Annotated in this window: 23 protein-coding genes; 13 read left to right on the forward strand and 10 right to left on the reverse strand. The window is 46.2% G+C overall.

The genetic code is table 11. From position 1 onward, the window contains the following. Positions 1–93: 93 nt before the first annotated feature. The 6 genes from V1566_RS20585 to V1566_RS20610 all read right to left on the reverse strand — a co-directional run bounded on the left by V1566_RS20585 (position 94) and on the right by V1566_RS20610 (position 5,250). The gene (locus V1566_RS20585) at positions 94–897 is read right to left on the reverse strand and encodes an antitermination protein (RefSeq protein WP_248202814.1); all 804 of its coding nucleotides are present in this window, start codon (positions 895–897) and stop codon (positions 94–96) included. Continuing rightward, positions 897–1,754 (reverse strand): helix-turn-helix domain-containing protein, encoded by an 858-nt coding sequence (locus tag V1566_RS20590; protein ID WP_395304477.1) that lies wholly within the window; start codon positions 1,752–1,754, stop codon positions 897–899. Before V1566_RS20590 ends, V1566_RS20585 begins: the two co-directional genes overlap by 1 nt. Beyond that, entirely contained in the window at positions 1,754–2,722 is a 969-nt protein-coding gene (locus tag V1566_RS20595) for a toprim domain-containing protein (RefSeq protein WP_023325720.1), read from the reverse strand. The genes V1566_RS20590 and V1566_RS20595 overlap by 1 nt, the downstream gene beginning before the upstream one ends. Beyond that, entirely contained in the window at positions 2,719–4,335 is a 1,617-nt protein-coding gene (locus tag V1566_RS20600; RefSeq protein ID WP_395304478.1) for a DEAD/DEAH box helicase family protein, read from the reverse strand. Before V1566_RS20600 ends, V1566_RS20595 begins: the two co-directional genes overlap by 4 nt. A gap of 413 nt (positions 4,336–4,748) precedes the next feature. Continuing rightward, a complete protein-coding gene (locus V1566_RS20605) occupies positions 4,749–5,060 on the reverse strand; it encodes a hypothetical protein (RefSeq protein ID WP_395304479.1) in 312 nt (103 codons plus the stop codon). Continuing rightward, positions 5,044–5,250 (reverse strand): Cro/CI family transcriptional regulator, encoded by a 207-nt coding sequence (locus V1566_RS20610; protein WP_060569205.1) that lies wholly within the window; start codon positions 5,248–5,250, stop codon positions 5,044–5,046. The genes V1566_RS20605 and V1566_RS20610 overlap by 17 nt, the downstream gene beginning before the upstream one ends. Positions 5,251–5,342: 92 nt before the next feature. Here V1566_RS20610 and V1566_RS20615 point away from each other — a divergent pair, with 92 nt between their 5' ends. From V1566_RS20615 to V1566_RS20675, 13 genes are all read left to right on the forward strand, one after another. Further along, positions 5,343–6,044, forward strand: coding sequence for a LexA family transcriptional regulator (locus V1566_RS20615; protein ID WP_103142036.1), 702 nt, complete (start codon positions 5,343–5,345; stop codon positions 6,042–6,044). Positions 6,045–6,208: 164 nt separating this feature from the next. Further along, positions 6,209–6,514: a hypothetical protein gene (locus tag V1566_RS20620; RefSeq protein WP_395304480.1), complete on the forward strand. Its 306-nt coding sequence runs from the start codon at positions 6,209–6,211 to the stop codon at positions 6,512–6,514. Between the two features lie 60 nt (positions 6,515–6,574). After that, on the forward strand, positions 6,575–6,961 hold the full coding sequence (locus V1566_RS20625; protein ID WP_302324382.1) for a S24 family peptidase: 387 nt from the start codon (positions 6,575–6,577) through the stop codon (positions 6,959–6,961). Positions 6,962–7,067: 106 nt separating this feature from the next. Beyond that, positions 7,068–7,289, forward strand: a complete 222-nt coding sequence (locus V1566_RS20630; protein ID WP_182014130.1) for a hypothetical protein — start codon at positions 7,068–7,070, stop codon at positions 7,287–7,289. Further along, positions 7,282–7,647: a hypothetical protein gene (locus V1566_RS20635; RefSeq protein ID WP_395304481.1), complete on the forward strand. Its 366-nt coding sequence runs from the start codon at positions 7,282–7,284 to the stop codon at positions 7,645–7,647. Before V1566_RS20630 ends, V1566_RS20635 begins: the two co-directional genes overlap by 8 nt. Beyond that, the gene (locus V1566_RS20640; protein WP_023325728.1) at positions 7,640–7,852 is read left to right on the forward strand and encodes a hypothetical protein; all 213 of its coding nucleotides are present in this window, start codon (positions 7,640–7,642) and stop codon (positions 7,850–7,852) included. The genes V1566_RS20635 and V1566_RS20640 overlap by 8 nt, the downstream gene beginning before the upstream one ends. Further along, a complete protein-coding gene (locus V1566_RS20645; RefSeq protein WP_112018797.1) occupies positions 7,824–8,045 on the forward strand; it encodes a hypothetical protein in 222 nt (73 codons plus the stop codon). The genes V1566_RS20640 and V1566_RS20645 overlap by 29 nt, the downstream gene beginning before the upstream one ends. Positions 8,046–8,148: 103 nt before the next feature. After that, on the forward strand, positions 8,149–8,571 hold the full coding sequence (locus tag V1566_RS20650) for a hypothetical protein (protein ID WP_395304482.1): 423 nt from the start codon (positions 8,149–8,151) through the stop codon (positions 8,569–8,571). After that, positions 8,568–8,876 carry a hypothetical protein gene (locus tag V1566_RS20655; protein WP_370967652.1) on the forward strand — a complete coding sequence of 103 codons (309 nt, stop codon included), beginning with the start codon at positions 8,568–8,570 and terminating at the stop codon, positions 8,874–8,876. Before V1566_RS20650 ends, V1566_RS20655 begins: the two co-directional genes overlap by 4 nt. Continuing rightward, the gene (locus V1566_RS20660; protein WP_000050710.1) at positions 8,866–9,075 is read left to right on the forward strand and encodes a hypothetical protein; all 210 of its coding nucleotides are present in this window, start codon (positions 8,866–8,868) and stop codon (positions 9,073–9,075) included. The genes V1566_RS20655 and V1566_RS20660 overlap by 11 nt, the downstream gene beginning before the upstream one ends. Next, a complete protein-coding gene (locus V1566_RS20665; RefSeq protein WP_395304483.1) occupies positions 9,030–10,202 on the forward strand; it encodes an Arm DNA-binding domain-containing protein in 1,173 nt (390 codons plus the stop codon). Before V1566_RS20660 ends, V1566_RS20665 begins: the two co-directional genes overlap by 46 nt. Before the next feature lie 362 nt (positions 10,203–10,564). Further along, a complete protein-coding gene (locus V1566_RS20670; protein ID WP_395304484.1) occupies positions 10,565–11,806 on the forward strand; it encodes an integrase in 1,242 nt (413 codons plus the stop codon). Positions 11,807–12,075: 269 nt separating this feature from the next. After that, complete coding sequence (locus V1566_RS20675) at positions 12,076–13,152, forward strand: hypothetical protein (protein ID WP_228157409.1); 1,077 nt, start codon at positions 12,076–12,078, stop codon at positions 13,150–13,152. Between the two features lie 153 nt (positions 13,153–13,305). Here V1566_RS20675 and V1566_RS20680 read toward each other — a convergent pair whose 3' ends face one another. The 4 genes from V1566_RS20680 to V1566_RS20695 all read right to left on the reverse strand — a co-directional run bounded on the left by V1566_RS20680 (position 13,306) and on the right by V1566_RS20695 (position 24,775). After that, positions 13,306–15,003, reverse strand: a complete 1,698-nt coding sequence (locus tag V1566_RS20680) for a hypothetical protein (protein WP_395304485.1) — start codon at positions 15,001–15,003, stop codon at positions 13,306–13,308. A gap of 112 nt (positions 15,004–15,115) precedes the next feature. Further along, entirely contained in the window at positions 15,116–16,564 is a 1,449-nt protein-coding gene (locus V1566_RS20685) for a multidrug DMT transporter permease (protein WP_395304486.1), read from the reverse strand. Beyond that, positions 16,561–20,988 carry an NACHT domain-containing protein gene (locus V1566_RS20690; protein WP_395304487.1) on the reverse strand — a complete coding sequence of 1,476 codons (4,428 nt, stop codon included), beginning with the start codon at positions 20,986–20,988 and terminating at the stop codon, positions 16,561–16,563. Before V1566_RS20690 ends, V1566_RS20685 begins: the two co-directional genes overlap by 4 nt. A 4-nt stretch (positions 20,989–20,992) precedes the next feature. Continuing rightward, entirely contained in the window at positions 20,993–24,775 is a 3,783-nt protein-coding gene (locus V1566_RS20695) for a hypothetical protein (RefSeq protein ID WP_274350593.1), read from the reverse strand. Between the last annotated feature and the right edge of the window lie 225 nt (positions 24,776–25,000).

Raw genomic sequence — 25,000 nt, forward strand, 5'->3', positions numbered from 1 at the left:
GAGGCGGGTTTGATTTCGTGCAGGCGCAATAACCTACGATTTGAAGCATACACGACAAGTTCGGACAAAATCAAGTTTTAAGTCGCTAATATGCTAAATTTTGTTCACATCATCACGAAAGCTCGTTGCGTCCTGAAACGCCGAGTCCGCTTTTTGTTCTTCCCTGTGGCAGACGTCGACAAGCGCCTCCAGAAACGGTTTCCAGTTACGGGTCCACGTTCTGACGTGCAGATCCGGGACTCGCTTCAGTATCGCTTTATAGGCTGCAGTAGACGGCACCCCAGAAAATCCGTTTCCGCTGCAGCGCTCGCAGGTTTTGAACACCGGCGCGCCGCGCTCGCTTGTGGCTTTGCGGTCGAGCACCTCACCTTTGCCGCCGCAACGGCATCGGGCCAGCAGCTCACCTTTACCGTTACATGCCGCGCATTTACGCTTGACCAGTTCGTGCTTGATTTTCGGCGGTACGATTTCCATTCCGTCAGAGTTGAAGACTCCAGGATGTTTGATCACATCCTCATACTGAGAGGTTAATCCGCTGCCGCTGCAGCTGTGACACGTCACGCTGGTTTCCGCTGAACGGGAGTATTCAGCAAAGGCGAATTGTGCAAGCGTAAGCATGCACCAGCCAAACTCTCCTGCAGCTACTTTACGTACATTCCTGGGCGCTGATTCCATTGCATGACGCGCCAGAGCCTGTACAGCCAGCTGCTCATCACTTTTGCTGATCCCGGTCTTACCAAAGAAGGCAGCCAGGCCAAACCGCGCTCGGCTGCTGGTGGTACCAATGGCCGCCATAACATCGGTGCCGGTGATACGATCCGGAGAGGTTCCTTTCACGTCGTCGCTGATGTGCATTCCCTGTGGGCTGAAATGTTTGAGTGACGCTTCCAGTTTCATTATTCACACTCCCCTACCAGGTTAAGAATCACCGCTGCGCCGTGGTTCTCCATGTATTGGCCCTTTTCACTTTCAAGGAACCAGCGACATACCTCGATAGCTTCAGCTCGCGTCACGGGTTTGATGGTTGCCAGCAATTTTTCAAGGTAACGCTCACGGTCATATACGGATTCGTGATGCTCGGAGTAACCAAATTCATAGCCCTGTTCTTTAGTTGCAGTGTGACGAACGCTGTAGAGCCAGTCCCAGTAAACAAACTCACGAACAACGTCAGAAAGCGTATCGGGCTCTGGCAGTACATCACGATAGCCTTCAACAAATGCCCGGCGCTGTTCATCAATTTCGTTCATACGGCTGCCGTTAATGCTGCCAGCTTTCTTCTCGGCCGGAGTCCATCCCCAAAGGTGATCGTCGATAAATTTCGGGGAAGACTTGATTACTCGCTCGGCCTCCACATCTTCGAGAGCTGCCTCATAGCTGCCGAACGTGGCCCTGACTGATGCTGCTTTTTTGATGTTCTCCCGGGCGTTCTTGATTACCCGGGCCGGGTTATCCATGCCGATGGTACCGAAGGCAACCTGGAAAGGATCGCCACCATTCGCCAGCAAATAACGCGCGTAACGTTCCTCGGCCTCTTTTGGGGAGATTTTAATTTTCTCCAGCGCGGCTTCGGCTGCGTCCAGATGTGCGGGTTCGTTCAGACGGATCACCTCCAGCACCCAAAGATAAGCGTCAGTTTGCTTATGCCCGGTGATTCTCCGTTGCTCGGGCAGAGGCTTGATGTTTGCGAGGGCGGAGCTGTGCGCTGCCGTCGGGATGGTGAATAGTGCTTTATGTTCGTTGTTATCAGTACGCATTACGCAGCCGCCTTTTTCTTGTGGAAAACCAGCTCACGAACCTGATCACCGTTCATGAGCATATTGTTGAAATCATCGTGATCCGGCCAGTACACGCTCACGCGCTGCAGGTCATTCTTTGCCAGCAGATTGGCATGAGCGCATTCATACGCAGCCGCCAGCCCGGTAGCGCTGTTCTCGTCGCGGTCGGCAAAAATAATCAGGTGCTTAACACCAGCAGGAACGCGGAATTTCTTCATGAAATTTGCCGTCATAGTCGCCCAGGTATTCACGTTATAAATCTGGTGCGCAGATAGGGCCGTTTCGATGCCTTCGGCAATGCCCAGGGTGCTGGCGACCGGGAACATACGGATCGCAACTGACCGGGCATGATCGAGATAGTTATCTTCCTGTAGTGATTTCTGTCGCTTTGCGCTGGCCCCGATATCAGCCTTTTTTGCGCCATCGAGTAACGTCTGGTGGAGGTAACACAGTTCCCCTTTATCGTCCGTTGCCAGTGAATAGATCGACTGGTAGACACGGCCGTTATGCCGTTGCTTTGGGTTTAACCGTACCGCCTCGGCTGGAAGCTTAAAAATACCGCGAGAATTAAGGTAATCGGCGCCGGATGTACCGCGCAAAGGAGCCATTTTTGCAAAATTGTTGAGTACCTTTTTCCGCAGTTTAGAAGCGTCACTGGCTTCAGGCACTTTGTCACGCCTGAACGTATTGCCGATCAGCTCATCAATTTCGCGGCAAACCTCGTTAAATGGTTTGCCCTGGGTTTTGGTAACCAAGTCCAATCCCGTACCGTAGCCGCAGGTGCAAATCCAGGTTCCCGCGCCGTCGCGGTCATCGATGCGGAATTTACCAATCGAATCACAAAGCGGACATTTGCCTCTGAAATGGTGTTTACCGGTGATCGGCGGCAGTCCGTAATGTTCGAAAATCATGGCCCATTGGCCTTTTGCTGCTTCTGCCGTCTTCATGCTCGTTTTCCTAACTGCTGTTTGATATCGCTAATCGCTTTCTGTGCTTGCTGTACTGAGGATGGGGCTGCCGTGCCTGATGCCTCCTGCAGGCGCTTGGCCTTCTCCTGTCCTTTCGCATACGCAATCTGTTTGTGCCGGATGAAATTAGAGACGGTCGGCGTGATCTCCATCGGGAAATCGCTTAACCCGTTAGGCCACTCGTCAAACCGTTCGCGAAAGGTATTTGCGCACCAGCCATCGCTGACGGGCTTTTTCCCCTGCGATACGCGCTGGCGCTGATAGAATTTGATCTGACTCCACCAGGCCTGTTTCTCTGCCTTCGTGGGCTGATGCTGGTTTTTACCCAGCTTTTTGAGTTTGCGGCCGGTGTCGGTATCGACGTCCTCACCGCCCAGCGGCTTATACCCACATTTCGGGCATACATAGACGCCAGCTGGCTTCATGTAATGGCATTGAGAGCATTCATGTGGCAGTTTTTCGGCCCGTTCCTCAGCTGCGCGGCGCGCGCTTTCCTCCATGCCGTCAGACTTACCGGGAAGATCGTCGTACTCGATTGAATCCGGATAACCCAAACGGTGCACGGTGCCGCTGTGATCGAAGATGAGGCAAGACTCTTTACCCGGCGCGGTGCGCAAGCCACGCCCGAGCGCCTGCAGCCAGCGAATTTCGCTTTTTGTTGGCCTGGCGTAGATGATGCAACGAACGTCACTATCGAAGCCGGCCACCAGAACGCCCACACTAACGATGATTTTCGTTGCACCAGTTTCAAAGCGGTGAATGATGGTCTGGCGCTCATCCACTGGAGTGTCGGCGGTCATGACCTCAGCGTTAACACCCGCCAGGTTAAACTGGATTGTCAGGTAATTGGCGTGGGCTACGTTGACACAGAAAGCGATGGTAGGCAGATCCCGGCCATTCTCCAGCCAGTTCTGTACGATGTCGCCCACCAGCGTAGAGCCGCACATGATTTCAGCCAGCTGCGTTTCGTTGTAATCGCTGCCGTACTCAAGCGATGCTTTGGTTTTAACGCCTTTCAGATCCGGCTTAGTTGGCGCGTAAAATTCGTAATTACTCAGATCGCCACGCTGGATTAACTCGCCGATGGTGGTCGGCTTAATCAGTCGGTCATAGTATTTGCCCAGGAACGGGGAAAACGGAGTACCCGACAGACCAATCACCTTTACGCCTTTGCCACGCAGACGTTCGATATCCTTCAGGATGCGTTTTTTACGCAGGTGTGCTTCGTCGATAATCAGCAGATCAATATTTTCAGGAAAAACTCGACGAATAAGCGTGTCGGCGCTGGCAATCTGAATTTTCCGGTCCGGATCGTAGTTCGGGTGATCCGCCCAGATATAACCGATTTCATCGCCCGGTAATCCATACTCCACGAACCGATTAGCCGTCTGACCGATCAGGATGGTGTACGGTGCACAGAACAGGACGCGCATACCACGGCTGACAAACCCGGCAACGATGAAGGCGGCCAAACCCGTTTTACCGCTACCAGTTGGCGAGTACACCATGAAGGTGTCGTTTGCCTTCCAGTCACGGCGCAACATGTTTAGCGCTCGTTCCTGTGCAAAATTCGGCGTGATCGTCAGCTCCATTGTGCTGCCCCCGTGCTGATGAGATAATCATTTTGTGATGTGGTTTTCATGGATTCCCCCTCACATGGCTGGTGGCCTCCCCAAAGGCTGCCAGCCTCCCTTCTGATTCAGCTCCTCTGAAAAATCACTCTTCCAGGAAGAACCCTTTTCGTTTCTCAGCGCCTGAGCGCTTTGTACTACCTTGCTGATACAGGCGTTTTTTTAAATTGCGCCCTTAAGACAGTGATCTACTTAACCAATGGATCTCTCCTGTTGGAAAAGACCCTATTCCTGCCCCTACACCCAATCCCCCCTTACCCCCCTTTCCCTCTTCCCCATAAAAACGTACTACTTACCTAGTACACATGAGGAGTTGGGTCAGTTGGTTGCCAACCTGAACAGGCACCTTTAAGCCTGCTTCTGTTCGGGTACCTTTAAACCCGAAACAATGAGGAGCGCGATTGCGTTCCAGCCAGGGGAGGTTCGGCGGTATACCCCTGTAAAGCCCTGCCCTGATTTCTCACAAACAGGCGAAGCCTTGTGTTTGCTTCATGCCTTGCCCGGTTCTCCTTGCGGTATGAAACGGGTTCGGCCTCGAACGTCTCCTGATACACAGCTGCATAACGCTGGATAGCTTTTTGTCGTGCAGTTGGTGTCAGGCTAAGTAACTGCTGCTTAATCCACTCGGCATCCGCATGGCTAAAATCGGAAGGTAAGATGCTGAGTAACTCAGGCTCTGGTTTCATCGCTTCGCCGCTTAGATGGGAATGCTTTGTTTTCGAAAGCTGAAACAGTCCCTTCCTCAGAAATCACAACAAAGATTTCCCGACCGGCTCTTAATGCTTTGCTTATGGCAATTTGCGTTACTCCGAGCGCTGCGCCAGCTCTTACCTGGCCGTGCTCTTTCACGTATTCCTTAAGAGTAATCTGGTTCATACGTCCTCTACGATTAAATACTACTAAAAGTATTAAAATGAAGGGTACTATAGGTAGGAGACATAATCAAACTTTTGGTATTAAATCAGGCTATGGAAAAGAAAAGCAGATTGACGACAGAACAGCTTCAAGACGCAGCGCGCCTTAAGGCCTTGTATGACTCGAAGAAAAAAGAATTGGGCATCACCCAAGCTGATATGGCCGACGAACTGGACATTTCTCAGGGAGCTGTCGGTCATTACCTGAACGGTAGAAACCCACTGAATCTTCCAGTTGCAGCTAAGTTTGCGAAACTGCTTCATGAGCCGATTTCGAGTTTCAGCCCAGCTCTTGCTAAAGAAGCTGAGCTGTTATCTCAGGTATCAAACGTTACTTATCATGGCCCGGCCAAACCACGTGGGACATACCCGCTCATTAGCTGGGTAAGTGCAGGGGCATGGTGTGAGGCTATAGAACCGTACACACTCAAAGACATTGATGAATGGTACGATTCCGATGCACACATTGAAGGTCAAGGATTCTGGTTGAAAGTCCAGGGTGACTCAATGACTTCTCCTGTCGGTATGAGCATTCCTGAAGGTATGTACGTTTTAGTCGATACAGGTAAAGAACCAATCAATGGGAGTTTAGTAGTTGCCAAGCTTACCGACGCAAACGAAGCGACCTTTAAAAAACTGGTAATTGACGCCGGGAAAACCTATCTCAAGCCATTGAATCCTCAATATCCTCTCATTCCAATCAACGGCAATTGCAGGATCATAGGTGTCGTTGTTCAAGCTATGATGTGGCTCTGATTAAGCTACTAACAGTACAAAACCTGTCCTCCTGACAGGTTTTTTTTATTTCTTTACATTTCAATAAGTAAGCACATCCTTACCACAAAAATATACTTTTAGTATTGCAGATACTAAAACATCTAGTATTATTCATTTCATCGGCAAGTGACGGAGCCAGAGAAATGAAAAGAGATCCACAAGTGGTAACGGGTAATAGGCACTTTGATATTCATAAAAAAATCAAAGAAAGCAGAAGCCATTGGGTATATTTAAAAACAGCGCAACCCTATCAGGGCGATGCTAATTACGAATTTATCACCAATCTTATCGATGGGATAGAATTTGCGATTTACCAAAGATATGAAAACTATTTCGTATTAGTTGATTTTTTCAAAAGCTATGATGATGCCTGTGATGAAGCTAAAAAAATCATTAATGAGCATCCTGATATTAAAAATATGTTTTCCGCTAGATCATTGATTAAATAAATATAGAAATAAATATAACGCCTTAACTGGCGTGACCAAACTCACCCTGAGGAAATGAAAATGCAAAATTCACTTTCTTTCAACGAGCCAATTAAAACACCACAAATGCTTTTCGGCTCTGACAATATTAATGATTTTGGAAACAGAGTTAAGAGCTGCAGGATGGAAGGTGATTCAATGCAGCCGACTATCGAACCCTGTGAGATTGTAGCTTTCGTTGATTGTGGAGGCCGCGTTCTTACCCCAGGAATCTATGTTTTTACGGGCGATGTTTTTGGCCGTAACTGCCTGTTCATCAAGCGAATAGAACCCTTGTCGGACGGGGCACTAAAGATTATTTCTGACAATCTCCATTACCAAACTTACACGCTTAATGCCGGTGAGCAAAAAGACATACGTATTCACGGAAGAGTAGTCGCATCTTTAGCTGTGAGGCGCTTCGTATGACTTTCATCAAAGATAAAACGGCATATAGATCAGCATGCCTTTATGCGGCCTGCGGTTACGAGGTAATCGCTCGACTTTACCTTAAAAAAGCATATGGACGGTAATTATGAGCATTTTAAAAAGGCAGGATATTCAGGGTGTGAATATCAAAGCAGAACAGTTATCTGGTTTGTCGCAAACATTATATGAATATCACGACAAGCTCGACCGATTTCAACTTAAAACTCTATGCGCTCTGGTTTATGACCTAGCCGCTGAGATTCACGGATGGACCGAAAAGGAGGAAGAAATAGTTATGAGTTTGGAGGAAGAACAGCGCAATGGATAAATTAATAGAAACATATCGCCGACGAATTTTAAAGGCTGCGTTATTACGCCACCAGCGTAAAACCGGAAGCACCTGCATCATTATTAATATGCCTAAGGGGGGAATAAACACCGTCGAATTAACAGAAATACTGCTTGATGGTCTGTTGAGACGATTCGAAAAGCTGGCTCTCAGTGAATACGGGAATATTGACGGCGTAAAAACCATCAGAGGAATTTACAGCAACGCCGTAGATGTGAATGGCAGCGGTGAGTTCCTGACAGAAAGCGGAAAGGCATTAATCGACGATCTCATTGCTGAGCTGGTCGAGTTTGCCAAGAAACAAAAGACAGTCACAGCGGAGACAAGCCATGAGTGACCAGACACCAATTATCACGCACGAACCAGTAAATATCGTGCTGACAATCGAGAACGGGAAAGTTATCCACGCGCGCCCGGTTCAGAACGGCGAGGTTACAGCATCGCTGGAGACTTTTTTATGGATGGCTGAACAAGCCGGTTACACGATCACCCCACCTGCAGGAGAGAAGGACAATGGCCCTGACAGCGATACGAATTCCTGAGTGGGTGCACCTGCAGGCGGTCCATGTCCTCCGCCAGTTCAGAGCCAGGCGGATTCATCCCTGCCGTATGCACGGCTCCGGAAACCTGAGCCTGAAGGTTAATCGCCGCTGGCGACTGCTGTCCCGAGACGGCGGCCAGAACTGGGAAGTAATGAGCCATGAACGATACAGCAAACTGAAGGACAGAAAATGAAAGCATTCTTCCTTTCTCTGCTGTTTGGCCTGTTGCTGGTGGCCGTCGTGTTCGGCTCGCTGATTGAGTACAAATTTTTGATGAATTTCTGATGGTGTTCAAGATGGCAAAAGATTTTTTCGACGTAGCGAGAGTACCCGCGGATCGCGTTGCAGCGAGGGTAATCAGCAAGGGCATTGATTGGCAGCCAAACAAAAAACGCGAGCAGGGGGATAGCGAAACACCACTCCCTACTCTTGTTATAAATCAAATGGATCGAACGCAGCGGGAACAGTTTGATTTATTCCGAGGGAGAACTTTCGGGCGAATGACCGTAATTGGGATCGCCGCTATCAAGCAAGGCGACAGTATGCGTTACGTGGTTCGTTGCGCCTGCGGTACATACACATATCGGAGAGCAAAGGCGATTAAAAATCCGAAGAACAACATGGATTGCTGTGATTACTGTAGACATCTGCTGCATTTGAAAAGGAATGAAATCCATCGCCGAACAGGTAAAAACCTCAAATGGGAGGATTTGCCGTGAGTAAACACCAAGACATTATTAACCGCTGGACCCGTTTAGCGGTGGAGGCCAAAGAGCTGGGGCTCGCCACCATTCCCATCGACCCGGAAAACATGTTGATGGTACTGGGGGAGCTGCCAGCCTGTTCGGCTGAAAAGTCAGCCGATTGCCAGAATGACTATCAGGCTGCGATCGACATCTTGCGAGACAGAGCTGCTCGCGAACTCGATGGTGGTTTTCGCGCGCATCACAACGCCCTCATTTATGCAGCTAATGAACTGGAAAATGCCCAGGCTTTCGGGCAGGAGGTCAGCCATGAGTCTTGACTGTGTACCCCTTTCTACGTACTGCAGGGACGCGGGGGAAACGGTAGAAGCCGTTAACAAACGGATACAAAGGGGGTTATGGAAGGAGGGAGTACATGTATTAAAAGTCGATGGCGTTAAAGAACGCTGGATTGACTTAACGGAGGTTTCAAAGTGGGCAAGAAAGAACAAGGATCATTATCTCTCCCAAGAGGAGTAACCATCCGCCAGCATAAAACTGGCGACACTCTGGTTATCACTTTCACATACAAAGGGGTTCTGTGCCGGGAGCCCCTCTCCAAAATGGAAGCAAACGCGCGCGGTGTGAAGTACGCCGAGCGCCTGCTCGGGGAGATACAAAACCAGATCGTCAGTGGCACCTTTGAATATGCGAAATATTTCCCCAACTCCAAAAAGCTGGAGCTGTTCGGGGTGGTGAAGAAAACCAAAAACATAAAGTCCTACCTGGACGAGTACCTGAAAATCTGCCAGAACCGCAACCTGTCCCCGTCGACTATCAACGGTTATGAAAAATGCCTGTCGGCGCTGTCAGCTCTGCATAAACTCCACGTGTCAGAACTGACGCCAGCGGTCCTTAAAAACTGGATAGCCAGCCGGAAAACAAAGCTGAAAACGACCAGGAATAACCTTTCGTTTCTGCGCAGCGCCATCGATGAAGCTGTTACGGATGGTCTGCTGACCATTAACCCGGTAACCCTCGTCAGCGCCAGCCGGTACCACGTGATCGACAGCAGCCCGAGCGCCGACGATTACGAGGTTGACCCGTTCACGCCAGCGGAAACCCTCGCCATTTACCAGAGCTGCAGGTACCCGGAATGGGAAAACCTGTTCCGCTTTGCTTTCAATACCGGTCTGCGGAGCTCCGAACTGTGCGCGCTGCGCTGGCCTGATCTCGACACCATCGCGAACACAGCCCACGTTCGAGCGGCCAGTGTCGTAGGGGTACTTAAAGGCACCAAGACAAAAGCCGGTACCCGTAAGGTGGAGCTGAACAGTGAGGCGCTGGCGGCCCTGCAGGCGCAGAAGCAATACACCTTTATGAAAAGTGAGTTCATATTCAGCGACCCGAAAACGGGAGAACCTTGGGCGAACGCCGACGCTATCCGTAAAAAAGCATGGGTGCCGACCCTGAAAAAAGCTGGCGTGCGCTATCGTAACCCGTACCAGACGCGGCACACATTCGCCACCAAGCATATTAGCCACGGCGTTAACCTCTTCTGGCTTGCAGGACAAATGGGCCACAAAGGGCCGGAAATGATATTCCGCAACTACGGTAAATACCTGGCTGAATATGACGGTAAAACCGCAATTTCAGCCGCGCTGTAGCGGGGGAAATTTTTCAAAATGTTGGACAGAATCAGGACGTTAGGCAGACCTCAATATGCACGTAAAATGCACTTGAGGCCTGTCACAGTGACAGAACTGTTTATTTTCAATGAGTTAAATAACTTTCGGACGCGAGTTCAACTCCCGCCAGCTCCACCAAAATTCTCCATCGGTGATTACCAGAGTCATCTGATGAAGTCCTAAGAGCCCGCACGGCGCAAGCCCTGCGGGCTTTTTTGTATCTGCAATTTGTCCCGCGAAGTCCGAAGAGAACTAATTAAATCCGAACCTTTTAGGCCCATTGATAGGCCCAACGAAAAGCTCTATTGTTTTCGTTGGGCCTAAATGCATGGAGACTCCCCATGGCAAGAAAAACCAAGCCGTTAACCGATACGGAAATCAAAGCCGCCAAACCTAAAGATGCCGATTACCAGCTGTATGATGGTGACGGGCTTACTCTGTTAATCAAGTCCAGTGGTAGTAAGCTCTGGCAGTTCCGTTACTATCGACCTCTGACAAAGCAGCGAACCAAGCAGAGCTTCGGTGCCTACCCTGCCGTCTCACTTTCTGATGCGCGTAAACTCAGAGCCGAATCTCGAGTTTTATTGGCAAAAGATATTGATCCTCAGGAACATCAGAAAGAACAGGTGAGGAATTCTCAAGAGGCCAAAACCAACACCTTCTTGTTAGTTGCCGAGCGTTGGTGGAATATGAAGAAAGCCAGCGTGACAGAGGACTATGCCGACGATATCTGGCGCTCGCTTGAGAGAGATGTTTTTCCAGCAATCGGTGATATCAGTGTCACTGAGATTAAGGCTCATACTCTGGTTAAAGCAGTTCAGCCGGTTCAGGCTAGAGGTGCATTAGAAACTGTTCGCCGTCTTTGTCAGCGTATTAACGAAGTCATGATTTATGCGCAGAACACGGGCCTGATTGATGCGGTTCCCAGCGTAAATATCGGAAAAGCGTTCGAGAAGCCTCAGAAAAAGAACATGCCGAGCATCCGGCCTGATCAACTGCCTCAACTGATGCAGACGATGCGAACAGCAAACATCAGCCAGTCAACACGATGCCTGTTCATGTGGCAGCTTCTTACTATTACCCGTCCTGCCGAAGCCGCTGAAGCTCGATGGGATGAGATCGATTTTGAAGCTAAAGAATGGAAAATTCCTGCAGCTCGAATGAAGATGAACCGGGAGCATACGATTCCATTGTCTGATGGAGCTCTCGCTATTCTGGCAATGATGAAGTCACTCAGTGGTGGCCGAGAATTTATCTTTCCTAGTCGAATCAAACCAACCCAGCCGATGAATAGCCAAACAGTGAATGCAGCACTCAAACGTGCTGGATTGGGAGGCGTTCTCGTTTCTCATGGCTTGCGTTCTATCGCCAGTACCGCCCTTAATGAACAAGGCTTCCCACCTGATGTTATTGAAGCGGCGCTGGCTCATGTGGACAAAAATGAAGTACGTCGCGCTTACAATCGCAGCGATTATCTTGAGCAGAGACGCCCGATGATGCAGTGGTGGGCAAACCTTATAAAAGCGGCAGATAGTATTCCTACCGTTTGTAACGAAATAGCAGGTCTTAGATTGGTTGGGTAGTGGATTTAAAATCTCAAGTGATTATCCTTAGAAAAGATAATCACTTGAGATAATTGAAATTTTTTATTGGATTAAGGCAAAACCATGCTACATTAATTAAGATAGTTTAAAATAGCATTTATATAGATATATGTTACACTTTCTAAAAAAATCGCGAAAAAGGAAATCTGATAACAATCAGATTTTAGAAGTTGACATAATACATACCAAATTTATCGTGCTATAAACACTACATTAACCTTTTATTTTTTCATAACAAGCAAGCAAAAATGATGAATACAATAGAAATTCACCGCAAACAACCAAACATAACTCTAGCCCAGCACATACAAAATAAAAGACTACAACTTGGAAAAGAAATCTCCAAAAAATACAAGATTTATCTCGACTTAAGGTTCTGGATTTTTTTTAGAGATATTGAGCTTGGGAATAATAACGATCGAGACTTAATTAATCTCCTACAAAAAATAAAGTACTTGGTTGATAATGGAAAGGTAGTTTGCCCTATATCTGCTACTGTTTTTTTAGAACTAATGAAACAGAACGATATCGAAACAAGGATGGCCACAGCCAAAATTATTGATCATCTGAGTTTTGGAGTTACACTTATAGCTAGTCATGAGAGAGTCAAACAAGAATTATGTAATGCTACGTATTCGATTTTGGGAACTAAGGACAGCATTCCAATTGATCAATTAGTATGGACCAAACTAAGTTATATTTTCGGCGATTACCATCCATACGATACATCTTTCGATGCAGCTGAAGAACTGATCATTCAGAAATCTTTTTTTGATCATATGTGGGATATTTCACTCGTTGAAATGATGAACCATATCAACTATGAAAGCTGGGAACAATTTGATTGGCAGAAAACAGCAGAAATGCTTAACTTGGCTAATAAAGAGCATACCAATGAGCTTAGAAGCTATCAACACGCATATCGTATTGAGTTCGACGGAGTGTTAAGCCTTTTCAACGAGCAATTAATCCAGATATTCAAAGAGGCTTACAAGGCCGGATATAACAATGATGAAATTAATAATAAGAAAAAATCAAAAAATGAAAAACTTAAACAATTTGCACAATTAGTCCGTACTTTACATATTGGTGCCACTTGTCATGCTGCAGTAAGATGGGATCAGAAACGCCAGCTCAATGGTAATGATCTTTTAGATTTTCATCATGCCGAAGCAGCTTTAGGATATTGTGATTTATTTTTGACTGAAAAACCTTTGAAAGTTCTAGTGAGTCAAGAACATTTGGGATTAAGAGAATTATTCTCATGCTCTGTTGAGTCATCAGCTAGTGAAGGGCTCAAGATACTTAACATGTGTAAAATATAAAAATTAAGAATATTTCATATTACTAAATCTATAAACTTTAGAGGTCATTTTCATAATTGAAGCTGACCTCTCACCCGCTCGATAAGTCTCACACAACTATGACTAAGATTGGCAAGTATTATACCCCCCAATTATCATCTATTACAAAAATAGCTAATCATCTATTTTAAAATCAAAAATCCTTAAAATATCATTAAATGATGCTTCACATTGCCCCACAAGGCTAGTGAAGTGTGCACGTAGATTTTCATGATCGGTACGCGCTTCTAATATCGCTTTCTTCTTTTTTTCTGTAGAAGCATGTCCGCGTACTTCGGTTCGTAGAGCATGCAGTTTTTGCATAGGCTGAACTAACATTTTCGCTTCATCTACTGTTGCACTTTTAGCAATAAGAGCTTCTTGTAGTATGCGCAAGGATCCCCATTTGGGTTCAATGATTCGGCCCTCATATTTAGCAATTTCACTCAGTGGCTTTGGTAAAAAGCCCTCAACTAAATACTGATCAAGCGCAAGGATTTCATCACCCCACTCTTTGATTGAATCTGTTGCAGGATACTGAACAGCGTCACTCAATACTGTACCCCGTGGCTTCCACCAGATGGGAGGATTCTTGTCCATTAGCGAAATTTTGTGTTTGAGTGCCAACAATGGTTCATTGGACAGATACCATTCCCCAACAATATCCGTCTGAAATGCACGCTTAGAAATTGTTCCTTTTGGCCATTCATTGAAGGCTTGCCAATAGAGCTGTTCTTCATAAGGTAAATGAGCCAAATCACCAATGTATACATGAACTTGCCCGGCCTCATTAATATCATAGGATTTTAAATACCAAGCATTTCGACAAGCAATACTTCTTTCATCTAAAGTATATTTTTCTGGATCCGCCTTGAAACGATGTAACACTTCTGCTCTAAAAAAGGCAGGTGAAACTTCCCACGGTAATTTATTTTCTTGAAAATAGTTAGATAGTGAGTCTGGTCCGCAAGATGTTTCAACATTGCAGCTATTTTTACGATCGTATATTTTAAAGGTTGCGTATTTCCTTTTAGATGGATTATCTTCATCCTTCCATGCTTTTAACAGACCGCGCACAGTTACTTGAGGGCGAATGATCATTACACCATTACAGTAACTGGCTTCCCCGTTAATACCACCATGATAAAAAAGCCCCCCTTCATCTTTAGTATATCTGTTGATATTCCCCCAGCCAGCAAAATTACCCCATCTGACACGTGTAAAATCAAACTTTAAAACAAGACATGTTTTGGATAAAACCATGAATGTATCTAAATCCTTTCTCTTAATAGTAACTATATCCAGATAATTAAAAGGAGGTGAAATATTTTTGTTAATCATCCTGATTACATCTTCAATATCACCCCGTTCATCGAGACGACAATATGCATTTCTTTCTGGCAAGTAATATAACCCAAGGCTGTGCACAAGTTTCTGACTTAATTCGATAGGTGCACGTCCTTCTTCAACGCCATGAAACCTACGACGATAAATTAATGCCTCTCCCCCTTTGAACACCCCATCTAAAGGTGGCTCAAGATAAATACGATGTCCTTGACCTCCACCCCATGACTTTTGAATCTTCCAACAACACTCAACATCCATACGCATATTCTGCAATGCCCATCTATCTGCTGTAGTAACATTTTTCTCTAGAGCTAGCGCGCCATGAATTAGGACACTATTTCCAATCGCGTAGATAACCACTTCATCATTTTGAGCATTTTCTTTCAGAAATTTAATTGACCTTTCAGCCTCTATTAACCAAGCGGCATCATCATTCTGTGGCTTTTCCGAAATAGCATGAAGCTCTGTGAATTTAAATTGGCTCATGAGTAACATTCATATCCTTTTACTTTATCTATAACTGACATCACTTATAAGTTATAAGTTATAAGTTATAAGTTATAAGTTATAAGTTCCCCTTATGAATTAAGAAATAACATCAAACAAATACCACCCCTCTCGTAATTTTTTCACTGAATCGGCCATAACTTCCATTACGATGGAATTTACGTACTTGCCAAGAGTAAAATGAGCGCAATGACCCGGTATTTGTTATGTTTCTCTCGCGATATGTAGTGCCTCGCGATATGAGGGCTGTCCCACAATTACCTTGAATTTGCCCTAGCCTAGCTGGCCCCCATCCAGCATTCCAATAATGAAGCTCTGCGACGACTAGGTCCTTTAACTTAACCTGTAGACGCCCATCATGCGGGATGACTTCAAGAGAATTTTCTATGCCTGGCATCGTCGGTAAAAATAACCGGGATGGATACAAATCATGTTGTAGGTATCCTATCCGACCAAAATCGAGCGTTCCCGCCAATGGCCAAGCCATACAAGTTTTATTCACCAGTTGTTCAAAAGTTGGTGGAGTTATTAAGGTTGTTGTACTGAGGGGATCCGGAGCTTGGCTGGAAAGCATTTGTTCACGTGTCCAGAACGATTCAATATGGGATGTCAACGAGTCCGCTCCTTCCTTATCACTGCTTACAGTTTGTGACCACCGAACAATCGACAACTCTACGCACTGTTCCATTGACATTGAAATGGGCGAGCTAAATGCAATTAGCTCGTCTCCTGGGTTTGCCGCCTCTACTTGAGCAAAGAAAGTTCGCAATGAAGCCTCGATCGCCTTACTATCACTTTTGAATTCAGTCGATACTGAGAGCCATTCGGGACGATAAGGTCGAAGAAAAGCCAAAGTTGGATGGATAGGCAACGCCAAGAGAGAATGTTGCTCGGTCAACTCCATTGGTATCCTCCAGATGTGTCTAGCCACAGCTAACGTGCGAAGATAAGCGGAAATTACGCGAAGGGCTGTTCGAGAGGAAAAATGAGGGGCAAAGCCCTCTCCCAAGGGCCGAATGAAATATCCTGCATCCCCTTGGTACGGTGCATTTGGATATGCCGTCCGGTTTTTTGTCCATTCGAAGGCCATTTGTCGAATAAATGGACAGCGGGTAAAAGTTTCCAACTTGCTAATGGTTATATGGAAGATTCTTGGCAAATCCGTACCTTGAACACTATCAAAGTCATCGGGAATGATGAAGTCTTCTGGAGCTAGTTCCAAATCAGTATTCACGAGCAGAATCGATAACCCAAAATCTTTCATCAACAATGATGAAAGTGGTGAGGGTAGAAGAATATTCTCTGCCAACAAAGTCGTAGGAAAGTAGTTAAACTCTTTAATTGCCATCCAGAAAATACATAATACTTCGACAACCTCGGCTTCAAGTTTGCGCGAGCGCAGCAATTGAAGCAGCAATGATTCGGTTTCAGCTTTCGTCTCAGGCTTTCCCAGTCGAGCGGCAAGCTCCTGGATAGTCCACCACCGAGCAGACGTAGCAGGCCATCCAAGACGGGCAATAAGAATGCGAAGATCGTTCATTTCACTTCCTGGGCGATTGGCTCGAGCAGTTTTGACATCCAGCAAGGTGGTTCTAAGGGCAAGGTCCGAGTATCCTCAATCACACAATTAACCATCGTCTCTGTGAACTTTACAGCTTCATCAATGCGATTTTGCTTAACGTAGAAATAGACCATAACTTCCGATGGAGCTAGGCGTGACGACACTGGCTCATCAAACATGTTGTAGGTTGTTACGGCCACAAATTCATCACAGCGCTGCGGATAATTTTGGGCAACCAGGTCGAGTCTTTTGCAAGTCACATCCACGTTCTCCATGTAACCAATCCATCCCCCATTACGGATCTGTGCATGAACAAGATACTTCCAAGCTGCAGTTAAGCCACTTAATCTACGTTTTGTTTGAAATGCAAACTCGGAAAGATGTAGAGCTTCCCTCAGCCATTTGTTGTTTTTTGCAAATAGAATCTTATCCAGTTCGACGAGTAAATTTCGCCCCTGCTTTTGGCTTTCCCAGTGCTGATACCAAGTACGGAGAAGTTTTGGACGCTCTTTGTAATATGGTTCCAGAACTTTGAGCAAGTCTTCCAATTGTTCAGGTCTAAAGACCGTCACATCACCTTCATAAGGTTTATTGTCAGCGTCACTACTTGAATTTTCGTGGCGCTGTAAACAACCAATATCCCATCCATTATGCTCTTCAAGAATGCGAAGCCGCTCGGAAGCAGTTGTACAACCATCCTCTACAAGTTGTTGAAGTGTATCCCGAATTTCGGGATGAAGGCCTGTGCGCATTAGAGCATCCAGAGGCCACTCTTCAATGATTCCCTGTTTGATGTAGGCCTGCATACTGCTCTCGGCCAAAGCCCAGTCACCCACACATGTATGCTCTTCAAATTTTATTACCAATGCGGAAGGCTTCAGCTTTGCCAGTAGCCGATCTGCTTCAGCAAGAACATGTCTCGTACCCTTACCATCGGTGTAATCCAAAACATGGTGTATTTGCGGCGCAATTTTAGCCAGTAACCGACAAGCTTCTTTCGGCACTACATCAACTAAATAAGCGATGGCATCAACCGTATTACTCAGTGTCGGATCTTTACGATGTCCGTATCCAGTGGTCAATTCCCACGTCTGCGTGCAAAGCTCACGAGCCTCCGAATTCAGTTGATGGGAGATCGCTATCGCACAGAGTTGTAATGGTATTTGAAGATGTACACTGGTCTCATTTTGAATGTCTGCATCAAGTAACAAACGTTGAGCGCCAATGAATGTTATAGCCGCTTCGTCGGCCATTCTGATCAATGAACCAGATGCGTACTGAGTGCGGAATGACGCACTATCGAACCAAGCGCATTGCAACGCAGCATCAATAGTCGATTGGGAAAGTACCACAGCACTAGTTCCCGAAAGCAGAACACTACCAATATATATATCGCAAGCAATACGGTGTAGTGCCGCTTGAAAGTCCGCTGTTGCCGATTTTCTAAAATAACTTTGTCTAAATCGCCGCGATTCAACAGGCTCGAGTAATTCATACAGCTCATGGAAGTTGATGAATTCCCCACACCACCATCGTTGGGCTATTTGTGCACCAATTCCGGACAGTACATTGAGATAATCAGTAATATCTTCTCTATCTTCGTACATAGGGGCTTTGATGTGCTCGAAGTTTGTTTGCCCTTCTGCAATCATACAAAGATTCAGATGTACGGCACCAAACAGCCAGTGGTGCGTGAGAGTCGCCAAATTATCTTTGTGTTTGTAATAGCTGTCGCTTATCCAGTTCACCGGGATTGGTTGGCTCGAAGGAGTTGAGGTTTTGATTAACGCGACCTCTATTGCAGCCACAAATGGAGTTCTGACAAGTTCGTCGAAGTCCTCTCGCTCGGTCACTACTACCCCTGCAACCGCAGCCGCTCGTATACAAGCATCGCTAATTATGTTCTTTTTCTGTCCATCGGGTAGAGAAGCTGCTAGCAACATTAAATCATCCAAATTACCTTTTTGAATCAGCATTTGAACGCGAGGTAACCATATGTCCGGGCTATTTTTGTCGACTAACCAAGCGAGATTTTCAGATGTATCAGCGATAACGCCAAGCTGTGTAAATGCACTGGCCAGAAACGAGAGTTCATCAGAACCAGCCCTTGAATTATATTTATTGGAAAATTGGCATAGGGCTCTGAACCGATAAAAGGCTTCTTCACCGCAAATTTCTGCCTGAATAATATCCCCTCGAGACAGTAAGGCCAGACCAAGTGCAACAACGTGTAAAATATCCGTTTCATGCCTGGAGGCTATAGACTCACGTATCACACTTTCCTCTGAGGTTAGTGTCAATGTAAAAGATATGAGCCTAGCCAGATCGCTATCCTGCATCTGAAATTGACTTCCATCAACCATACGAGCTTTCAGATGCGCCAACCGGTAGGCATCTGAAAAATTTGCAGTTTCAAGCGCAGCGCTCAGGGCTTCTGACAATAATATCTCAAATAAAGCTTCTGAATATCCTTCTTTTAAGCGACTCATGATCCAGTCACGAGTTAAACCTGTAATGAGATTGTTGGGGTTACCAAGCTTCGCTTGAACTGTCCATAACCAGTTCACTCGTAGTGAAGTAGGTGCCTGGTGTTCAAGCCAGTCTGCAATAACAGGCATTAATTCATTGATTCGACTCTCATAGTCATCAGTTGCACGTACGAAAACAGCCAAACTTTCATGGAAGACTTTAAGACCAGCCACAGACGAATGGAGCAAATGCTCTACTTTATCCACATCTGGTTCCACCGCCTTAATTTTGGTAGCAATCTCTGAGAAGGCTGTCTTAGGCCAGAAAAAAGTAAAGGCACAGATAAGCCTTAGCGTATCCTTTTGGCTTGGAGCAAGACGTTCCCATAGAGATGCATAGTAAAATCGGGCGTCTTGGCTCAAGTCTCCCTTCAACTGCTCAATATCCCAACTGGATAGTCTGCGACCCGAATGTTTCAATTCTGATGTAGCATAAATAACGTGAAGAGGATGGCCATTAGTTTTCTTACGAAGAGCGGATGCTGCACTCTGCAGTTGTTCTTCAATTTGTTCTTCACTTTCAAAACCAGTTGTAAGCCAGCCTTCCTGAACTGTTCTACGTAGATAAGAAAGTACTGCACTCTCAGACATTGCAGGCAATGTATGCCACTCAGATTTTGGTGCAAAGGCGAGCAAATCCGCTGGCAACTGTTCGTCATTTACCGGTTGAGTGCCGACGAGCAGTACCATATTTTCCGGGCAGGGAATTACCTGACAGAAAAGGTCATCTAGTGGCCGTTTATCCTCAGCGTTGATACGCCAGACATGATCCAAACCATCAAGAATGAGCACAAATGGCTTTCCCAGTACTTTGTAGTGGGCAGCACATGCCTCCAATTGTGTATGTAAGCCTCCACCAGTCTTCGGGACATCCTCGTGAAACTGTTGGATCTGCGCCAGAATGGATTGCTCGACAACGTAGCTATTAACCCGGTCGCGGCCTCGCTCGGTTGTCGACAGAAAATAGTGATGGCGAACCGTTGGGATACCTTTTTCTGCAAGCGTGTCGCACAGTGCGCTCAGGTAAGTACTCTTTCCGCGTCCTGGTGGACCAGTCAGCACAATTGCCTTTCCGGTAGCATTAATTGTGCTCTGGACAAATTCTTGATGGAATATTTCATCAGGAACCTCATAACCTTCTGGAACAACAAAATCCTCTGGCAAAGGAGCTGGAGGTGAAGCTCGCAAGATGGTTCCAACCTCTGCCAGTTTGATCCAGCCATCCGGCGCAGGGAGATTTTTTTGCGTTGCCCAATTCAGAGCCACATATTTTAGATTAGCGATTCCCTCTGGCGTACCATGCAGTCGAAGGCGAGCATCAACTTCATGCTCCAATGCAAGATAGCCCTTATCGCTGTGTCGAATACATAATTGTCTGAAGAAAAGTTTGCATTCCTCAACGCCGCCGAGTTCAACTTCTACCAAGGTGCGCTGAGGTTCTGGGATCTTAGAAGGATCAATCCGGTCTCGTTCCAGACAAACCTCAATAGCAGCATCTGGTCGGCGATTCGTTATGAGCGAAATTTCGCCAATACGCACTGGATCAAGTTGTTTGAAAGCATCGAACCATTTGCGTAGCATCGATCTCGACCGCTCTGTCTTGCCCGTTTTCTCCAGCATCCAATCCCAAGATAGAAGATGCGTCTCAGAATCTGGGGTGAACTTGATCTGCTGAAGGTCAACGAAGCCATCACTTCGTTCGATGACGATATCATCTAGTCCCTGTGGTGCTTCATTTTCATTATCACATTCAAATTTCACGCGGCTATAGCGCGTCGGCGCATCAAGCCAATCGCACAGGACCTTAAGGCCCTGGCGATTTTGATAAATATAACCAGCTGCAGTGATGGCGGTTTTCTTAATATCTTCACTCATAGCATCAAGGTATGTTTAGTTCGGTTTTGATCCAAGTGTCCAAAGTGTCTACACGTACAAACTGGGTCGGAACAGGATATGGCGGATGAACCATCCAGTAGTACACATCGCGGCTTACATAGAGTTCAATATTCCTTAAAGGAACACTCTCTGGCTGTGGCCACTGGAGCAGTTCAAGCAACCTTGAACGGTGAGTTTCGAGAAATTTTCTGCGGTCTAAAATACGACTGAATTGTCCTGCCCTGTCATTCTCTGCCTTGCCAAATATCCGATCACGAAGACGACGGCTATCTTTCATTGTAAATGGCGGCTGGTTGTACTTACACTCTACTGTCACGAGCAAATTGCTTTCCGGCCAGTATGCAAAAACATCGAAATCACCAACGTCATCAAACTTCTCTTCCCGGAATCTTCTAAAGAAATCAATACCTCGCTGAACATAAGGTGTATGCCTGCGGAATATTTCCTCTGTACGAAGCTCGAGACGCTTTTCAATACTCTCCTTAACCTCGCGAATGACTGGCTTAACATGAGGCCAATCAAATTCCGCAGGCAAATAACCGTCTCGTACCGCCGACATCCAAATGTACATTGCCCGGCTTGCCGACTCTGCCCCCCAACGCAAATCGGCACCATCAATTACCAGCGGCTTGATAGTGTATCGATCGATTCGCTTATTCCGCTCCCAATATGGAATATCTCCTTCATCGATATCCCTTCCAACGAGCCTGCGAACTCCTACTTCCGAAAGAGTCAGAAAAGCAACAATCTTTTGGGCCTCAGAATAGTCAAGCCTATCAATGCTATCAGCCAACCCTCGCGCAAGGCGATCAGGTGCTGCAGCATAAGACAAGGAAAGTTCGTTCCCGAATCCATATCGTTGAGCTTGCGATAACACAGCGAGAACAGTGAGCATATTCTGAAGCTCGAACCCCAAATCGGTGATAAAAGCTTTTTTGAGTTTCTCTGAAGCCAGCAACCCCTCTGACTCTCCTTCCACCGCATCCTTGTCATTTGTGCCAAGCCCCAACCTGGACTTCGCATACTCCTTTGCAAAGGTAGCCTCACGATCACCAAAATCTGTCGAATAGAAAACTTCTGGAATATATGAGTCGTCGATCTCAACACCACCCACATCTATACCATTGTGAAGGGTATCACTGGCACCAGTCAGCACCATGAACCAATCAACCAAGCCAACTAATTCTCGTAGTACATCCTCTGTAACTCTATCTACACCATTTGAAGATAAATTGACGGTCTTCTCTAGTAGATATCGATAATGGCGGGCCTTATCACCGAATTCTTTGCGTGCATGTTCTATCGCATCAAGTCTGTCATACTCAACTTCATGAGCAAGACTCAAACGGGCTCGTTGGATTCTAGTCCTCTCAGTAACAAGGAGGGCATCGTGTTGCTCGATGAATGCCTGCAGAAGCTGATGCCTATCAAATGCTGCAAGTCGATTCTCAATGTGAAGACGCATGCGAGCACTGGAAGGATCAATCCTGGCCTTGGCATCTGACAGTTCATACCTGCCAGGAATAAACCCAAGCCCCATGATTTCTGCGGCCAGTTTTCTACGGGCAAGCTTGTAATCGGTAGGCGAAGGAATTATAGGGTATACATAGTCGGGGACATCAATATTACGGGTCATGACTTTTAAATGATAACGAGCCGCTTGCGACGCTATATGAGTAAATCGTTGAGCAAATTCATCAGGCATCTGCAAACCAAGTACTGCATGACATTTTTCGAGCGTTTCCAGTAAGCAACGAACCTCGAATGATCCATCCTTGGAAAGATTTAATCCAGCAAGCACTGCACGTGTATCAACTTGAACGTGAAATACATCGGAGTTATGGGAATCCGGGATGACTGAAGTCACCACGTGTTTAAATTCGTCTAAAGAAGAAGGACTCTCTTCAGCTTTAACCAGACTAGATGGATCAGGGGAGCACGAAAACAAAACATGCGGCTGCCTAAATAGAGAAATATCAGACATCATTTTTCTGCAGCGATAGCTACAGTCGGCCAGAAGTTGGGCAAAAAGGTCTATCAGACGTCCATCTTCAAAGCGTAATTCTTTGGTTATTTCTATTAATGTTTGAACGGTACAGGAACCAATCGATGTTGAGTATGCCATCGCTTTGTGATGACGCGATTCAAGTCGAACGACACCTTCAGTTGAAGAACTCAACGTCCATCCGATAGAGCTGTCTGGAAATACCTTGGGTGCACGAGACCAGAATTCTGTCAATATCTTGAAGCGCCAAGAAGTCCCCCAGTGAGGGTCTAGCCCAATGAAGTTAGGTGCAATCGCACCTTCGACAAGTACACCATGCATGTCTTTGAATGATGCAAACAGGTCTACTGTTCCACGGGAAAATGGGCTGAGCGTCCCCTCTTGAGCATCTGTAAATTTCCAATAACTTTCTAATTCTTCCAGATCGTTGAGACTATCAAAAATCGTGATGAAATCCGCTAATGGAAACAAACGAGTTGGCTTTGAGGGGAGATTGATGGAATTAAACGCAGTACCCGCGAGTGTAACGACAATAACGATGTGAAGCTCATCGACGCTAGGTTCTGCACCATCTCTAGATAGAGAAAGGAAACGTCCATCATCAAGACGGAAGAAAATCGGCGATCCACGACTCACCTTGGCGTATATGCTTTCCGCTGCGTTTGACAGGCGGTCATTAGATGTGTGGTCACATGTGCAAATGAGATATATCCCAGAATTACCCCGTATAATACAACTGATAGGCAGGTCTTTGCAGGCGGTGCCGTCAACATATAGAGTCAAAGGCCCCATAAGGGTTCTTTGGAATCGCTCAGCGACAAACTCTGCAAGTTTCCTGTGCGTAGAGGGGCTAATCCCGTTCAGATTTTTGTTAGCCCAATGGTCAATAATGAGACCCGGTGCACTGCGTACTGACATTGGTATCCATACCCTATCCATCTCGACAGCAAGGAAAGGTAGCGCCATGCCTTGCATCACTGCATTTCCGAACGCATCCGGTTTCAGCGGTGCTTTGAAAGTGCCAACACGAGTATCGAACGTACACCCTGCTTTCTTTCGGCGGTTCGCTAGCTCATTGCCAAGTTGTTGAAGCAAAGACTTGCAAGTCAACCAGAAGTCTTCAGTAGCTAGTTCAACATCAGCACATTGGGCCTCGGTGTTGACAGAGATCATCAACTCAGGAATCGATTCGATGATCTGCGCTTGCAGCGCAATGGCAAGATCCATATGGGCTTGTGCTTCTGGAATATGAGCATAGGTAATGCGAAATGCTTCTACGAAGTCAGACATTCTCTCAATGCAACTCCCGTAGAACATAGGGACGAAGTCTTGACCAAGCCGTACTTTGATTTGCCCCCAATCAGCCTCGGGGGAAAAATCCTCAAGCATTGGGAATTCAGGCCATGATGCGTATAATTCTTTTGTAAATACTTTAAAATCTACATAGCTATCAATCGATATACCTACCTGAGACTCAAATGGCAGCTCTAAAAGGACACACCAAGCAAAAATATGCTTTATGGGGCTACCTGTATTGGCTGGCCAGAGTTCGGAAGTAAATAATGCAACTGCTACGTCGAGGGTTTTGTATCGGCGAAATAAATTCTGGGTGGCTTCCAGATGCTTACAAAAGTATGTGTCTTCACCTACCCCATTCGTAAACAATTCACGATATCTGGACATATCGTGTATCAAAGAATCATAATCAACCTTTTGCTCTGTTAGTTTTCTTTCCCGCTTTTCACGTGACTTCCTACCCACTTCATATCCTCCCTGTATGCATACGTTGACAGTCTATACGGTATCGAAGCATAGAAATTATTAATGCGTATCATAATGAATATCTTGAGTCACTTACTGTACCGCCCTCACAAAAGTGCATAGCCTCAAACTATCAAACACATCCGACAAATTGTTACATTTATGTTATTGCAACCATAAAACCCAATAAATTGATAAATAATAAATTTTTCTTATTTCAACTAG

This window comes from Enterobacter sp. ECC-019 (assembly GCF_043974075.1).
Classification (GTDB): domain Bacteria; phylum Pseudomonadota; class Gammaproteobacteria; order Enterobacterales; family Enterobacteriaceae; genus Enterobacter; species Enterobacter asburiae_D.

Excerpts from the sequence above, each read along its gene's own strand:
- V1566_RS20585 (WP_248202814.1), bottom strand. The coding sequence starts at position 897 with ATGAAACTGGAAGCGTCACTCAAACATTTCAGCCCACAGGGAATGCAC.
- V1566_RS20590 (WP_395304477.1), bottom strand. The coding sequence starts at position 1,754 with ATGCGTACTGATAACAACGAACATAAAGCACTATTCACCATCCCGACG.
- V1566_RS20595 (WP_023325720.1), bottom strand. The coding sequence starts at position 2,722 with ATGAAGACGGCAGAAGCAGCAAAAGGCCAATGGGCCATGATTTTCGAA.
- V1566_RS20600 (WP_395304478.1), bottom strand. The coding sequence starts at position 4,335 with ATGGAGCTGACGATCACGCCGAATTTTGCACAGGAACGAGCGCTAAAC.
- V1566_RS20605 (WP_395304479.1), bottom strand. The coding sequence starts at position 5,060 with ATGAAACCAGAGCCTGAGTTACTCAGCATCTTACCTTCCGATTTTAGC.
- V1566_RS20610 (WP_060569205.1), bottom strand. The coding sequence starts at position 5,250 with ATGAACCAGATTACTCTTAAGGAATACGTGAAAGAGCACGGCCAGGTA.
- V1566_RS20615 (WP_103142036.1), top strand. The coding sequence starts at position 5,343 with ATGGAAAAGAAAAGCAGATTGACGACAGAACAGCTTCAAGACGCAGCG.
- V1566_RS20620 (WP_395304480.1), top strand. The coding sequence starts at position 6,209 with ATGAAAAGAGATCCACAAGTGGTAACGGGTAATAGGCACTTTGATATT.
- V1566_RS20625 (WP_302324382.1), top strand. The coding sequence starts at position 6,575 with ATGCAAAATTCACTTTCTTTCAACGAGCCAATTAAAACACCACAAATG.
- V1566_RS20630 (WP_182014130.1), top strand. The coding sequence starts at position 7,068 with ATGAGCATTTTAAAAAGGCAGGATATTCAGGGTGTGAATATCAAAGCA.
- V1566_RS20635 (WP_395304481.1), top strand. The coding sequence starts at position 7,282 with ATGGATAAATTAATAGAAACATATCGCCGACGAATTTTAAAGGCTGCG.
- V1566_RS20640 (WP_023325728.1), top strand. The coding sequence starts at position 7,640 with ATGAGTGACCAGACACCAATTATCACGCACGAACCAGTAAATATCGTG.
- V1566_RS20645 (WP_112018797.1), top strand. The coding sequence starts at position 7,824 with ATGGCCCTGACAGCGATACGAATTCCTGAGTGGGTGCACCTGCAGGCG.
- V1566_RS20650 (WP_395304482.1), top strand. The coding sequence starts at position 8,149 with ATGGCAAAAGATTTTTTCGACGTAGCGAGAGTACCCGCGGATCGCGTT.
- V1566_RS20660 (WP_000050710.1), top strand. The coding sequence starts at position 8,866 with ATGAGTCTTGACTGTGTACCCCTTTCTACGTACTGCAGGGACGCGGGG.
- V1566_RS20670 (WP_395304484.1), top strand. The coding sequence starts at position 10,565 with ATGGCAAGAAAAACCAAGCCGTTAACCGATACGGAAATCAAAGCCGCC.
- V1566_RS20675 (WP_228157409.1), top strand. The coding sequence starts at position 12,076 with ATGATGAATACAATAGAAATTCACCGCAAACAACCAAACATAACTCTA.
- V1566_RS20680 (WP_395304485.1), bottom strand. The coding sequence starts at position 15,003 with ATGAGCCAATTTAAATTCACAGAGCTTCATGCTATTTCGGAAAAGCCA.
- V1566_RS20685 (WP_395304486.1), bottom strand. The coding sequence starts at position 16,564 with ATGAACGATCTTCGCATTCTTATTGCCCGTCTTGGATGGCCTGCTACG.
- V1566_RS20690 (WP_395304487.1), bottom strand. The coding sequence starts at position 20,988 with ATGAGTGAAGATATTAAGAAAACCGCCATCACTGCAGCTGGTTATATT.